The sequence below is a fragment of the Mesotoga sp. H07.pep.5.3 genome (assembly GCF_002752615.1).
GTDB lineage: Bacteria > Thermotogota > Thermotogae > Petrotogales > Kosmotogaceae > Mesotoga > Mesotoga prima.
In genome coordinates this window covers 103,700-118,528 of the sequence record NZ_AYTV01000001.1, presented here as the reverse complement: position 1 = coordinate 118,528, position 14,829 = coordinate 103,700, and the positions used below count along the sequence as shown (strand labels likewise).

Annotated in this window: 10 protein-coding genes and 1 pseudogene; 2 read left to right on the top strand and 9 right to left on the bottom strand. The window is 42.9% G+C overall.

The genetic code is table 11. The features are described 5' to 3' along the window. Nucleotides 1–85: 85 nt before the first annotated feature. From V513_RS00525 to V513_RS00510, 4 genes and pseudogenes are all read right to left on the bottom strand, one after another. The gene (locus tag V513_RS00525) at nt 86–1,783 is read right to left on the bottom strand and encodes a DUF4910 domain-containing protein (RefSeq protein ID WP_099771234.1); all 1,698 of its coding nucleotides are present in this window, start codon (nt 1,781–1,783) and stop codon (nt 86–88) included. Between the two features lie 12 nt (nt 1,784–1,795). Then, a pseudogene (locus V513_RS00520) lies at nt 1,796–2,545 on the bottom strand (SDR family oxidoreductase). Between the two features lie 51 nt (nt 2,546–2,596). After that, nucleotides 2,597–3,886, bottom strand: coding sequence for a hypothetical protein (locus V513_RS00515; protein WP_099771233.1), 1,290 nt, complete (start codon nt 3,884–3,886; stop codon nt 2,597–2,599). 132 nt (nt 3,887–4,018) lie between these two features. Further along, nucleotides 4,019–4,603 carry a hypothetical protein gene (locus V513_RS00510; protein ID WP_099771232.1) on the bottom strand — a complete coding sequence of 195 codons (585 nt, stop codon included), beginning with the start codon at nt 4,601–4,603 and terminating at the stop codon, nt 4,019–4,021. A gap of 139 nt (nt 4,604–4,742) precedes the next feature. On the opposite strand from V513_RS00510, the gene abc-f reads away from it, so the two are divergent. Then, nucleotides 4,743–6,560: a ribosomal protection-like ABC-F family protein gene (gene abc-f, locus V513_RS00505; protein ID WP_099771231.1), complete on the top strand. Its 1,818-nt coding sequence runs from the start codon at nt 4,743–4,745 to the stop codon at nt 6,558–6,560. Here abc-f and V513_RS00500 read toward each other — a convergent pair. Beyond that, nucleotides 6,555–6,989: a hypothetical protein gene (locus V513_RS00500; protein WP_099771230.1), complete on the bottom strand. Its 435-nt coding sequence runs from the start codon at nt 6,987–6,989 to the stop codon at nt 6,555–6,557. The genes abc-f and V513_RS00500 overlap by 6 nt on opposite strands. Before the next feature lie 643 nt (nt 6,990–7,632). On the opposite strand from V513_RS00500, the gene V513_RS00495 reads away from it, so the two are divergent. Further along, nucleotides 7,633–7,998, top strand: coding sequence for a hypothetical protein (locus tag V513_RS00495; RefSeq protein WP_099771229.1), 366 nt, complete (start codon nt 7,633–7,635; stop codon nt 7,996–7,998). Between the two features lie 306 nt (nt 7,999–8,304). On the opposite strand, the gene V513_RS00490 is transcribed toward V513_RS00495, so the two are convergent. The 4 genes from V513_RS00490 to V513_RS00475 form a co-directional block, all read right to left on the bottom strand. Continuing rightward, entirely contained in the window at nt 8,305–9,513 is a 1,209-nt protein-coding gene (locus V513_RS00490; RefSeq protein WP_014731473.1) for a carboxylate--amine ligase, read from the bottom strand. Nucleotides 9,514–9,967: 454 nt separating this feature from the next. After that, entirely contained in the window at nt 9,968–11,620 is a 1,653-nt protein-coding gene (locus tag V513_RS00485) for a phosphoenolpyruvate carboxykinase (ATP) (RefSeq protein WP_014731472.1), read from the bottom strand. A gap of 251 nt (nt 11,621–11,871) precedes the next feature. Next, the gene (gene pepT / locus V513_RS00480; RefSeq protein ID WP_099771304.1) at nt 11,872–13,110 is read right to left on the bottom strand and encodes a peptidase T; all 1,239 of its coding nucleotides are present in this window, start codon (nt 13,108–13,110) and stop codon (nt 11,872–11,874) included. After that, complete coding sequence (locus tag V513_RS00475; protein ID WP_257211838.1) at nt 13,106–14,464, bottom strand: MFS transporter; 1,359 nt, start codon at nt 14,462–14,464, stop codon at nt 13,106–13,108. Before V513_RS00475 ends, pepT begins: the two co-directional genes overlap by 5 nt. Nucleotides 14,465–14,829: the final 365 nt, after the last annotated feature.

The window sequence follows — 14,829 nt, the reverse complement described above, 5'->3', positions numbered from 1 at the left end:
ACACCACTATCTACCTTCATCTCCAAATTTGCAAAACAGGACGCTGTTAAGATAAGAAAGATTATTAAACAAAATCCCCTGATGTTCATGATCTCAGCAAACCTTTCTCGATCATCCAGCCGGTAAGTACCCTAACCTTCCCGATCTCGACTCCGTAGTGAATACTTGCCAATAGTTCTACGGCTTCCCTACCTCCAACAACAGCCGCACCTCCCACCACGAAATCGGCGATACTTACGAAATCAATTTCGAGCTCGTCTTTAAGTTCCTGAGGGAATGTCCTGATCCATTCCAGACCTAAAGAGCTATCGAAGGTTGGCTCCAGTGGGCTTAGTGAAGGAAGATTCCCAGAATTATTGAAAACCTTTCTGAGTACTTCTCCCTCGTAATTAGAAATCAGAAGATCGAAAACATCATCGCTTCCTTCTCTCCCTGAAATTCTGTTTAGTATACCGAATAGCTCTCCTATCATCTTGCTTCTGACACTTATGAGCAAGTCCTGATCGGGCTTGACTAGCTGATCCAAAGTATTGAGAGCCGACAGACCTACCCACTCCAGTTCTTTTTCATCCATCATCTGGGGTGTGTCTAAATCCGAGTGGTAGTATCTATCTGGAAGATGGCCCATGAACGGAGAGGGAATTCCAAGAGTTGTGAAGACACAGTGATCTGAACCGGCCATGAAGGGAATCTCTCCAAATCTCTTCAGAGGATAACCGGCATTTGAAGGCATAAGAGTCTTGATATAGAATTCCAGGATATTTCCCCACCTCTGTGGCAAATAAGGTGGGACCTTTGAAAGAATAAATGTAGAACCCGTTTTGTTCTGATCTGCACCAACCATATCAAGGTTTATAGTATATATCGGAAGGTTATTCTCGCTCTTGAGTTGGAGAGCATAAGGTACGCTTCCCAAATATTCGGGAACAAGTGCAATTTTCACGGAATATGGGAAGTTCTCATCATTCAACACCCTTGCTATCTCAACGGCGAGAGCGGCTCCACTCCCGTTATCATCGGCCCCAGGCGAAGGATGACACAAATGCGCAGTTATGAGAACCTGAGGGCCATCATTGAAACCAGTCGCGTCTATTTGCAGAACATCAAAACTACCTTTCGACATATTTGTTTCAGCCCTGAACCCAACGATCGCACTTCCTTTTTTCGAGTAATTGAAGAGAAGATCGTACTTCTCTTTTGTAACCGAAAAAGCAACAGCGTTTCTATCGGCCGAATCTCTGTCGTGGGGGATCGTCAAGAAGTTTGTCATTTGAGGTAAATCATTGAGACTGCGACCAATTTCCTCAAAGACCTTTCTCATATGGCACAGAATTAGACACCTCGCCCCGCCCTCAACTACCGCATGCTGAAAAACCTTGACAGGATCTTCACTAGCAAGAACTGCTTTTCCGGAGTAATCTCCTTTACCGTCATATACAACTAGAGGTAACGATTCCCAGCCTTTGCTGCTTCCACTACCGGAAACCAGGGAGACTTTTGTGACTTTTGTTGAAGTGACGAAAACCCTCTCTGGATTCTCAAGCCACAGCTCCCCATATACTGGTTCCCATGCAAGTGTAGAGACGATGTTTCCCGTCTTTGTGACCCCATCGGCTGGATACTTCAATACCCGGAATCTATTTTCCGGAAGACCGGAACGGATAAGATAGTCCATTATCGAGTTCATAGATTCCTTATAGTCACGACTTCCCCGCATTCTGTGATATCCCGAAAGCATTTCTATAAGAGATTTAACCTTTTTTCCATCCAGCCTTTGACTCAACTCTGATCACTCCTATTCTAGATAAATCATCTTGTGTGTCATTTCACCGTCAACAACTAGATTTGCACCTGTGATAAAAGAAGCTTCATCACCGCTAAGAAAAAAACAGGCATCTGCAACGTCTTCCGGTCTACCAACTCGCCCGGCCGGGTGTTGATTATGTGCAACATCGCTTCGTTCGGATGGCTTACTGGGCTGGCTTTCAGTCATGTCGATCTATCCCGAGCATATCGCATTGACTCTGACTTTTAGCCCAAGAATAATGGCAAGTAAATGTGTGTGAGCCAGCAGACCACCTTTCGAAGTAGAGCATGGTTCCGAACTGCTTACCGACATCAAAGCCCGAGTCGAAACTATGTTTATTATGCTTGAGCCTTTCGAAGTGGCTAAATAAGGAGAGCAGTATTTCGCCATCAAATAAGAGCCCGTGAGATTGACCTCGGTTACTTTCCTCCAATCATCTGTTGACCTCTCTAGAAGTGTTCCGGTCCATCCTATCCCCACATTGTTTATGAGAACGTCTATCGATCCGAATAGTCCCACCGTACCAGTAACAACTCTCATTAAATCATCTTCAGAAGAAACATCTCCATAAATAAACGTCACTCGGCCTCCGTCGGAAATCATCTGGCTCACCAAGCGATTCCCAGCTTCCACATCGATATCCATAATCAACACAAATGCACCACATCTCGCGAAACCAATGGATATGGCTTTCCCGATTCCTTTGGCTCCACCAGTAACAAGTATGGTTTTGTTCAAGAATCTCAAAACGCACCCCCAAAGGATCCCAAAAGAACCATCTCAACAAAGCTAAACTCCGGTCAACCTCTCTGCCTGAATCGTTGCACACTTCTCGATCGCCGTAAGCTTTACTTCCTGCTCCTCAAAAGTCTCCGCAATCGCATGATAATGATTGTAAGTCCTTTTCCAACATATCGAAGCCTTAACTGGATCACTTTCATTACGTGCTATTTTCTCCAGGGTCATTCCTTTGACAAGCCACAGAGATATGTCATCAGCCTTCAATCGCAACCCCTCTTCGAAGACTTCAAGTGCTTTGTAGGGTTCTTCAAGACGATCCCGAAGCAAGGCTCCCAGCTTCCTAATGTATAACAGTTTCTCCTCAGGAGACTCAAGACTGTCAATAATTCTCTCGTAATCACTGGCGAGTTTTCTTAGAATCTCCTCGCCCGAATCTCTTTTCCTTGCTTTAAACTCGTAGTTAGCAATGCTTTTCTTAAGAAATTCAAGGTAATCTGATTCACCAGAAAAATCGGAATCATATCTTTTATCCGATATCGACTGTCCCAATATTCGAAGCTTTTCTATCAAAGCTCTTTTGATTTCTTCTTCTTCTATCTTCGGAAGAATGAGATCTAGTTTGTCAAGAAGAGTCACTTCATTTCCTTTGAAATAAACTACAAAGCGGTCAAAACTACCCGATAATTTCTTTGCGATTCCATCTAAATCTTCGCCGGAAAGCATAAGATCAATATACTTCACCGCAAGGTTGGAAAGTAATTGTTCGTCTTGAATCAGCGATTTGGAAGAGTCTAAGGCTCTCTCGAGAAGGCGAAGCTGTTCTACTCTAGAGATCTCTCCGACTTCCGAAATTGCTGAAATGTACATCTCTCGTAGCCGCACAAGCCTATCGGGCTCTTCGTTATAAACAGCATTCTCAAGCTTCTTAAGAGCAATCTCGGCAAATAATGCTTTCGAAGAGATCCTGTAGCAGCTTAAAGCAAATTTGATCGCAGCCTCAGGTTGGTCCTCAAAGAAGACTGATATGAATTCTTCCCAAAGGCCTCTATCAAATTCGCAGGCAAACTTCTCGATTTCTCGGGCAAAAGAGTTTTTCGAGGACCCGTCAATCTTCTCAAAGGTTGAGATAAGGTCTTCAAATGACTCAGGATCTTTGAGAAATGCGAGCCTTTCTAGTGCAGCCTTCATAGCGCCTTCATTATCTCCTTTTCCTCTCTTCAAATTCCAGAGTTCATATAGCAACCTACCTTTTTCCTCTTCTCGAGATTTCGAAATCCTTCTTTCTATCTTAGTAATCCTATTCTCTCTTCTTCTATCATTAATCTTCTTAAAGAACATCATATCCTCCGGCAACAAGGGAATGAATAGCTTCGATAAAAGGATACCAGAAAACCTCGTCTGGAGAACGTTGGCTTATCCTGAGGAGCGTTTACCCAAAAGCGAGTCGGCCTTCTGTGAAAAAACAAAAGATTATACCGAGACAGACGAGAAATCTACATCCAGAATCAAATCGATCAGGGATCTGCTCCATTCAATCTTGTAACCCCAAATTGTCTTCTGAAGGAAGTAAATCCGCGCTCCTCTGAACTCTCTGAAGACACTCTCTTCGGAAACTTCAGGGACAAATATCAGGCAGTAACTTTCAGGATCATCCTTCAATTCGTAGAGAGCGAGAAAAGTATCATACTCTGGATCGTCTTGAGTATATATCGATCCCGACAATCCATCTGTGAACCAGATGCCTGAACTTTGGGCATACTGTAGATAATACTTCTCAATAATTGACCAATACTTAGGGAAGTCAAATATCAGATTCCTCATGTCTCCTTCAAGCTCGACAATGGCTACCTTTCTCAGCGACACAATTTCATCTTCACTTAATCCGGCTTCAAGGCCGGAATCTTGCTGAAGACGAATTTGATTTGCATAGTCGATCATTGCCCTCTCATATTGCAGGAAGACTTGGTCTGGACTCCTGAAGAAGTTGAATCCCCAGATGTATGAGACCGCTAGAAATCCTGTAAGAACTATAAGAAAAGGCAACCAGAGTTTCAAAGAAATTCACCACCCGGTTTCACCACATAATCAAAGATATCACATGTCATCGAACCATGAATGCATGAAGACCCCTTCCCACAAAAGAAACTGTTATGTTGTATTATTATCACTGACCGGCAGATTGGAAGGGAAATGTATGCTGATTACTCTGAGCAAAGTTGGACACGATTATGGTCAAGACTTCCTCTTTGACGAAGTCTCAACCTCGATAGATAGGAAAGATAAGACAATACTTCTTGGAAAAAACGGAAGCGGAAAATCAACCCTCATGAGAATAATTTCAGGTGATCTTTTGCCGTCTGAGGGGGAGGTTTTCCTATCCACAAACGTGAGAATTGGTTATCAAATACAGAATAGAATACCCAATTCTGAGTTGACTCTTATGGATTACTACATGCAGGACAAATCGAGTGTCCTTCCTGACACCGAAGAATACTATTCCTTCGACAGAAGAGTAAGGAGTATCCTCGTAGGGCTCGAATTCGGCGAGGAAGATTGGGAAAGACGTCTCGAAACCTTCAGTGGTGGCGAACTAACCAGGATCTCTCTTGGAAAGCTTTTTCTGGTTGATTACGATCTACTGCTCTTGGATGAACCTACAAATCATCTCGATCTCGAATCGACTGAATGGTTAGTAAGCTTCTTAAAGAATTACAAAGGAGCTCTGCTTGTCGTTACTCACGACAGATACTTGATTAGAAACGTTGGCAATCGCTTCTGGGAGCTGAACGGCGGCTCGCTTTGGGATTTCTCCGGACCTTATGACAGATACCAGGCAGACAGAGAGATTATGTTAAAGAGCGGCCTGAGAACACGGGATAATCTTTCAAAAGAAATCGAAAGACTTGACTCTGTCGCAAAACGCTACAGATTGTGGGGGCAGGAAAAATTCATCAAGCAGGCGATCAACAAAGAAAAACAAAGGGACAGACTAATCGAGCAGCTCGAATCGATAGATCTCCCAGATGAAGAAATCAGAGGGACAAAATTCCGCCTGCCACAGCCAGATAGAACCGGCTACTCAGTTTTGAAGATCGAAAAACTGTCATTCGGCTTTGGCAGCAAGAATCTTTTCAGCAGCGCCACCACAGAAATACACAGGAGAGATAAGATCGGCCTTCTCGGCCCAAATGGCAGCGGGAAGACAACACTCTTGAAGATAATTACTGGGAATTTAAAGGGATACTCGGGAGAAGTTACCTGGGGCCACAACGTCCGTTGGGGCTATCTTTCTCAGCTGACCGAGGATCTAAATTCGTCAAACGATGTGCTCACGGAAATCTGGCAATTGATGAGGGGGCAACCTGATTACGAAGTTAGAAAGTACTTAGGAAGGTTTGGCTTTCCCGGCGACGATGTCTTTAAGCCAATACACACCTTGAGTGGTGGAGAAAAAACGAAACTCGCGCTTGCGAAACTGATATTATCGCGTCCAAACGTTTTGGTCATGGATGAACCGACGAACAATCTCGACATCTGGTCCATTGAAAGCCTTGAACAGGTACTGAAAGAATACGAAGGCTGCATAATTCTTGTTTCTCACGACAGAGAATTCGTACAGAATATTTGTGATCGTTTCTTGATGATCGATAGGCATAAGTTGAAGAGTGTATCCACTGTTGATGAGTATTTGAGTAGAAATCAAAGCTATACCGGTTCGGTGGGTAATGATGACGGGCGAGTCAGCTTTCAAGAAAGAAGGAGATTATCCAACAAGAAGAAGTCGATCATTGAAAAGTTGCAACAATTGGATGCTGAAGAAGAAGCTCTGTCCAATAGTCTGGAAGAGATTCACGCAAGAATGGGGCTTTACGCTAGTGATTACGAGAGGCTCCAAGAATTTCAGAACACTTTGGATCAGGCTGAAGAAAGGATTCTTGAGATTCTTGAAGAAAGAGAGATCCTGGAACACGACCTAGAGGAACTTTCTACAATGATGGGAAATCAATCATAACAGCATAAACGCAACTGAAAGCATTGAAAGAAAGATCGAAATATCTGCCATAACCAGATAAGCGTGGAAGCTTCTCTTATGGACCTCGACCATTGATCTTGGATCGCTTCCTCCTGATTTCATAAACCTGTCCGCCATAAGCCAGAACAAGAAAGTGAGAAACCATGACAAAGAGAAAATTGAGCTCCAAAGCAAGGAAGCTGAAACGATTATTGCCATTGTAATTGCTGCTCCCAAAACAACGAAAGAAAGAGCCGCTGCCGGTATTCTTATGGTTTGCCAGAAAGCGTGAAGGTAACCCTGAACCTGAGGTTCAGTTCTGGGATCCTTCATAGGTATCATCAAGAGCGAAACCGTGAGCCCCCCTCCAGCCCATAAAACGTAGGAGATCACAAATACTATCTTGCTAAACCCTTCGAAAAAACCCATAACATCACTCCAAAATAACTCTTCGTCACTGTCCTGCTAAGCGCCAGAAGAGCACTTACGTCTGGACAAATCTCTCTTTCAACGATCCCTTCAGGATAGATTATATCAGATAATTGTCTTCGTACCCTTTGACCTCGCTTCTGAAGAAAACTAGATAAACCGGAGAAATCGCCTGTATTTCTCGCAAAGTCACGCTTTTTGTCATTCGAAGATCTTGCATTCACGTAGTTTCTTGAGCAGTATCATTGTTCCATTATAGAGATAATCGCGAAGACCGTTGTTTCCGCTCTAGGCGGGCAATTTTCGGCGTTTATAAGATCTACAAACTATCGGCGTCGTGGGTGTCAACACTGCTGCACACACTGTGACTCTGGGAGTCAATGCTAAGGAGTAGACGGTTTCGAAAATGTCGGTTACAGGTCAAATGCAGTGGATTTTCCGAAATTCGAGCTCAAGCGTAAAAGAGATAACGGCATAGAATCGACCGGATAAAAGAGCGATCCATGTACTCCGCCAAAAAGATGAAAATAACGAAGAGATCTCTTTTGGTTAGTCGAAATCTCGCATACGGAGTCCAGATAACCACAAAGGACCACCTTCAATTAAAGACGTTGATATTCTGAATGTCTCGAAGCGTTGCTCGGTGGTCTTCACAATAACAACTCCAGACGATAAGTTGGCAAACAAACTCGAACCAGGAGTACCCTGGCATTCGAGAGGAATCGAAGTATTCAAGGCTTTATCTAGAGCAGGCATTGATGTCGAAATCGTGTTGATGCCGATCCTGCCATTCACAGAAGATAGTACGGAAGACATCTTGCCCATACTTACTAGAGGAAAAGAAGCTGGAGCCAAGTTTATCTATCCTTCAATGAGAATGACTTTGAGGGATAGGCAGAAAGAATATTACTATCTAAAACTCGACGAGCTCTTTCCGGGAATGAGTAATCAATACAAAAGAACCTACGGAAATTCGTACTTCTGTAGCTCTTCAAACGACAATATATGACAAACCACGTCCGTCATGAGGCAAAGCTGCTGAACCTGGATTTGCTTCAATTTGGAAGACCCTTCGGCGAGCCCAATCTTAATACTCAAATGATCTCATTCTAGCTTTCCAAACAATTCTTCGGGACTATTGATTCAGTCTCTCGAAACCAGGTTTCAATAGACTTTTCGTGCGTCATATGAATCAACAGTCTAACATTGTCTTGGACCATTTGAAAATTTCCATTGTGAGGTAGAACTTCTATTAGCTAACTCTAAGACCGTTTTACTATCCATAGCAGTGTTTTTTACGACCATGGTTTGATTTCTACACAGCTTTTTTCTTCTTGATTAACTCGTCCTCGGAACCTAGACTTTCTGTATCACAGGTTGCTCCGAGAGAAAAACTCTTCGTCTGGCCACCTCTGAGAGGTCCAAAGACAGCAGTGTTCAACATGGACAGAAGCATCACAAAAAAAGGAATCGGATCGCGAACATCCCATGAATCATCCTTTAGCTTCTTCCTGCTCTTGAAAAAGCCCTTCAGGTTCTTAAACTTGCCTTTAAACAACGTACTGAAGAACCAACCGATCTCCATTGCCGTTGTAAAAGTACCATAACCGGTTTTCGGCGATCTAGCCACGCTGACTTCACTTCCATTTGCTAATTCAAGATACGCCTTTACCATGTCAACACCAGAGTTATAAGCAATGAGCAGCCCGGGGCTCATCCTGGGATTTACATCAACCAGATAGTATTCACCATTGATTCTGTCATGTAGGAAATCCATCGAAATGAATCCAGAGTAGTTGAGATCGCTGACGATTTTCTTAACTTCTCCAAGCGCTTTTTCGCAATCTATAGAAACTCTGCAGGTACCAATTCCTCCAGATTCAGGGTATTCTCTTATGTTGTGATAAATGACGTTTCCAATTAATCGACCATTGTGAGCCAACCCTGTTGTACAAATCTGGTAGGGCTCTTTCCACTCTTGGACCAGATATCTGTCTTCTTCAAGATTCCTGCATCTTTTCTCGAACTCACCTATGGAATTAACCTTGAAAATCCCTTCAGCAGATCGCTGATTTCTGGGTTTAATTATTACCGGGAATTCACACCCCTCTAAGCTGAAATCCTTCAACAGCGCCGTCTTCGGAACACTTATACCAAGTGATCTTGCGTAAGTGGTCATTGAGTACTTGTCGTGAAGGAGAGTAATATGATCGTAAGAAGGAACCAGTACATTTACACGACCTTCCAACCTACCAATATATTTGCTGAACACAAAACCCTCTTCAAAGGTTGGACACAGAACATCGATCTTCAGTTCTTCTATCTTTTCAATGACGCTTTCGACAAAAGCACTGCTATTCTCACCGACTGAAGGATAAATGAATTTCCCTTTGAGATATCTGGAGTAAAGACCCCCGCTAAGTCTACTGCTGTCCGCTGCGAAAACCTCATGACCGCTTCTAGCCAAAAGCCTTATAGTATTAATTGCATACCACATTCTAGCGCCCGTAACCAATACCCTCAAACTCAAAACCTCCCGAAAGAGAATGAATAACGAAGATTATCAAATAAAATCTTATACCATCGAAGTAACAAATTGATTTTTTACCACCGTTCTATGAGCCCAGTATTTCCCGGGCTTGTTAGCCAACTGCGCAATACGTTAAATTAAGGCTAACTGAGACACCGACTGATGAACCATGCAATTGTCGCCTCCATTTACATAATAGAGACGATTTGATTTCTTTGAGAATAAATTGTATAATAAGTTTGAAAGGTTAACGGTTAACTTCGGTTACAGTGTATTCACAATGCACTCGTTTATACGGTAAAGTTAGCCGCAATCCGGACAACTCCTCGTTTCGTAGCAATTCCCCCTTCGATTCCTGACGCCAGTCAGGAATCCTTTTTTATTGTAAACTAAGATTGAATAAACAAATGAAAAGGCCGCCAAAGGCGGCCCCATGATAAAACCAAAACTACTCTACGATTTTCATCAAGGACGAAATCGATTCGACTGCCTCCTGGGGAAGTCTATCGAAGCCACCTCTTTCAACTTCTCTAGACCGAAGGAAGTTGTACCTGTCAACGAGTCTCTCCCTCAGAAGCTTCTTGTAGCTCTCATCAGAAAGATCAGGCAAAAAACCTTCAATAAACATTATCTCGAGTTCCTCGAATGGTTCCCACGGCAAGAACTCTGCTCGGTTCTCTACTATAGACTCGAGGATTTGAAGGGTGAGTTCCTTGGGAACCTTCTTCTCGCCAAAATGCCCGGTATTGAAAATATAACAGTTAATCCCTCTGTGAGTAAACAATTCAAGAAAACGATTAAAATCGTCAGAAAGCGGATAGGTTCTGAATGGATTCGCGTAGGGCTCTATTACCAGCGCATTGGGATCAACTCCTGGTGCCAGGCGTTCAGCCGAGGTCCTTTTTGTAGCAAGAGTCGCGCCCATAACAGATGCGAGAACAGGATCGTTGACTTTCACTACCGGAGGAATTGATGGGTCTTTCATCAACCAGATGATGGCTTCTACTGGTTCATCGAATTTGTCTACTCTATTTGGAGACCAGATTTTTGACTTGATTGCCCTTCCGTTTCCGTTTCTAATGTCCTCCGTCACAATAACAATTCGTCCTTCGTCGTCCTGGGTCGCACCAACGTTCTGAACAGAAAGAAGGAACTTGTTGTCTTCACTATTTAGAGGATAGTCGGACGTCTTGTCGAAATACGAGGGTTCCAGTGCTACGGAAGATCCATCGGAAGATGAAATCACGAAGGCATCATCGTGCAACACTGTAACATCATACTTTCCGTTGTGCTTAGCATGAGTAAGCGTTGACTTTCCGGAACCGGACAGTCCAAAGAAACCCACAACAAATTTTCTGTCCTGGAGATTGTACCTTTTCTGACCACCATGACAAGCAGCAAAACCATGCCTGTTGGCACATCCCCACGCAAGGGTAAGCGTTCCTTTTTTGAATTCACCGAAGTATCTCATTCCGAGAATTGCGGCGCAATTGTGTTCCGGATCGAAGAATGAAAGCCCCAATGGATGATCTGGATGATGCCATTCCGGGTCGGAAAACACAAAAATATCGCCCTCGTTTTCACACCTTTCTGAGGACTCATACATTTCGTTGTAGAATTCGTTTATCGGCTGGAAATTTAACAACCAATTATAAATCAGGTTCTCGTGGGTTTCAGGAACCAGAAGATGTGCCTTTACCATGAAATCTCTATCGAGCCCTATATACGCCTGGGCATGGTACATCTTCCTGTTTCTTGTTTTGTAGACTGCTTCTCGCAACTTCGCTCCGTATTCTGTTTCGTTTACTCCTGGCTCTCCCACTATTCGCCTCGCCGAGGCACATCTTCCAGTCACGGCGCCGTCATTGAAGAGAAGAACTTTTGAATCTGAATCAAGACCGGCTTTTTCGGGTTTATAAACTGGAAGGTCAGTGACTATCGTACCTGCCGAGTTCTTCGCGAGCTTGTAGGCCTCACTGGGCGAAACGACCGGTACTACGTTATTTCCGTAGAAAGCTGTTTCTATCGTTACACGGCTCATTGAAAAGAGAGGGTTATCTCTTCCAATTCTTTCTCTCACAAATCTGGAACTAGTAGACATCTTTCACCTCCAAGAGATCCCAGAAAATCTGTAGAGCCTTACTTACAAGACTCCTTGAACTAAGAACCACGAATGTTCGCATAATCTACAAAGATCGTGCGAATCAAAGCAAATCTAACGTCTTTGAACATAAATCTCTATATTGGGGTGTGACTCTTACCAAAAAAAGCTGTAGAGTTATACTGGGTTAAGGTGATCGTTCTTTAACTTCAAATCTTCGTCTCCAGACTTTGAACTTCCATAAAAGAGTCCTAACTTTCAAAGGTTGCCTCCTCAGAGAACAACTCTACTATCTTCGTAATTACCTGAACCGACTTTTCCATAGATCTTATTGGTATGTACTCGAATCTTCCGTGAAAATTGTGCCCTCCTGTGAAGAGATTGGGTGTAGGAAGTCCCACAAAAGAAAGACGCGCACCATCAGTTCCCCCTCGCACAGGTTCTATTTTCGGTTCAATTGAAAGACTCTCCATTGCCCTTTTCGCGGTCTCAACAACAAAATACACTTCCTCTATCTTCTCTTTCATATTGTAATAAGAGTCTTCAGTACAAAACGTGACCGTATTTTCTCCATATTTGTAGTTCAATAAAGCCGCTACTTCGGAAATCATCGTCTTTTTTCTTGAAAACTTCTCCCTAGAATGATCTCTAATGATGTATTTTAGTATTGTTTCTTCTACAGAACCTTGAACACTGATTAAGTGGAAGAATCCCTCTCTCCCGCAAGTAGTGGCAGGTATTTCATTTGAGGGCAGCATTCCGTTGAATTCACATGCAATGAGCATTGAGTTTTTCATCTTATCTTTCGCGCTTCCAGGATGGATATTCAGTCCTTTAATCACAACCTCAGTGTTGGCAGCGTTGAAAGTCTCGTACTGCAGTTCTCCAATGCCTCCCCCATCTACTGTGTACGCGTAATCGGCTCCGAATTCTTCTATGCTGAAATGATTAGTTCCTCTCCCGATCTCCTCGTCCGGTGTAAAGGCTACTCTTATCTTGCCGTGTTTAATCCGGGGATTCGAAATTATAAATTCCATCGCGGTTAAAATCTCTGCAATTCCTGCCTTGTCATCCGCTCCAAGCAAAGTAGTTCCGTCAGTAACAATCAGATCTTCTCCAACATATCTTTCAATTTCTGGATACAGATGAGGATCAATATAGAGGTTATCTTTCTTGTTAAGGAGCAACTTCCCTCCCTGATATTTAACAATTGAAGGTCTTACATCTTTTCCGCTCATTTCCGGGCTCGTATCCATATGGGAGATAAATCCAATCACGGGTAGTTTCGTTTCAAGGTTTGAGGGCAGGGTCCCCATCACATAACCAAAATCGTCAATAGTAACTTCAGACAATCCTATAGATTCCATGTCCTCCTTGAGAGTTCTGGCAAGATCTAGCTGACCAGTTGTAGACGGGAAAGTCTTAGTTTCAAAGCTTGAAGTGGTTTCAATCGATATATATCTCAGAAATCGCTCAATCAATTTCTCAATCACTATTATCACTCCTTCTTCTTGATTTGTTCTTCTCTATCATCACTTCAATAAACTCTCTCGGCCTCGCTGCAAGTCGATTAGCTATGACAACTGCCGAATTGAAAACCATTCCAGGTACTGATACGACTTTCTTCGTCTTTACTCTCTTCAATAGCAGAAAAGAAACACCTCTCAAGACCAGAGTAACTAGGAACAAAATCTGAATGCCAAAAAACGTATGTCCACCGAGTGTCCAGGTAAACTTGTTAAGATAAAAAGCAAGAACCCCTCCAACGAGTGAACCAGCAAGAGCGGAAGCCCCATTCGAAAAAGAAAGCAACGCATAGTAAGTTTCCGCATCAACCCCATTTAGTAATTCGAGCATTGTAGTGAAAAGACAAAGATTTATTGCGCTCCACGAAGCGGTACCAATAAAAGTATCTACGTAAAGTAAATAGACCGTTCCCCTGTCCATGAACAACCAGAGAAATGTCTTTAAAAATGCACCGAAGATGCCGAATTCCAATACCGCCTGTCCTCCAATTCTATCAGCTATCCTCCCCCACAAAAGATAAAACACCATCGTAAGAGTTGAGCTGAAGATGTTAAGTAAACTGAGAAACGAATAATCCAGTTCCATATTCACCAGCTCATGATAGGCAAAGAAGGGTGAAGCAATCGCAATTGAAAAGCTCCAGAAGGAATAGAAACGGAGATAGGTCATGAATTTCTTATCTCTTGTAACAGCCTTAAAAAGGCCACTTCCATAGCTTATCTCGTGTGGAGGATCGTTGTGAAGACCCAGTAGAACAAGGCTGACCAACGCACTGACTGCCCCCATAGTGGTTATTATCACAAAACCCGTTTTTCCAGATGAATGGTCAAGAATGAAAGAATAAAGAAGCGTTATCAACATATTTGTTATTGTGAATATAACGTTTCTCAGGCTGAAGAACCTTGCCGATTTATCTGGCGGAACAACATCCCTGATAATTGATACCCAGAAATTCCCTGCCAAACTTGCTGCAAATGAAAAGAATGCAAGAATTACCAGTAAAAGTGACTGTTTGTTTATTCCTAATGCGAGTGTTACTGGAATAAACGCCGTCGATAGTCTCCCCGCAGACGCACATATCATCATTGCTTTCTTTCTGTTTCCAACCAGTCTTAATATAAAAGGAGCAATGAGTTGAATTAATTGTGAAACTGAAGGGAGAACTCCAATCAAAGCAATAACTGGTTCGGACGCCCCAAATTCAAGAGCAAGCCCCGTCCCAAGGAATCCCTGAGTAATTAAGAAGAACCCATTGTAAATGGCACCCTCAAAAACCGATAGAATTCTAGTTTGACTGTTCCTGTCCAATAGATACATCTCCGGCTGAGTAGAGCACTAAATGTCTCTACCACCAATAATTGCAATCTTCAAGGAAAGCTAAACAAAATATATAACTAAATCATCGGATCACAGTTCGTCCTACACAATATGGATTTTGACTTTACCGAATGTTTACAAAGAAAAACCGATAATTATGATCCAGTATATTGACAAACCCGATAGTTTTGGGTAGAATTATATCAAATAGATAAGAAACCCTTGCACCCCAAAGCTCAACCGGTCATTAAAAAAGACAAAACAACTTAGCAACAATATGCTTGTTCACCATTACCCCCCATGTTATGGATGACGGACAAGGCATGAGAAACCCCCTGGAATATCCCGATTTTTAAGCCGCCACT

Bases quoted from the DNA above. Each gene is read 5' to 3' on its own strand.
- V513_RS00515 (WP_099771233.1), bottom strand. From the start codon at position 3,886: ATGTTCTTTAAGAAGATTAATGATAGAAGAAGAGAGAATAGGATTACT.
- abc-f (WP_099771231.1), top strand. From the start codon at position 4,743: ATGCTGATTACTCTGAGCAAAGTTGGACACGATTATGGTCAAGACTTC.
- V513_RS00500 (WP_099771230.1), bottom strand. From the start codon at position 6,989: ATGGGTTTTTTCGAAGGGTTTAGCAAGATAGTATTTGTGATCTCCTAC.
- V513_RS00485 (WP_014731472.1), bottom strand. From the start codon at position 11,620: ATGTCTACTAGTTCCAGATTTGTGAGAGAAAGAATTGGAAGAGATAAC.
- V513_RS00475 (WP_257211838.1), bottom strand. From the start codon at position 14,464: ATGTATCTATTGGACAGGAACAGTCAAACTAGAATTCTATCGGTTTTT.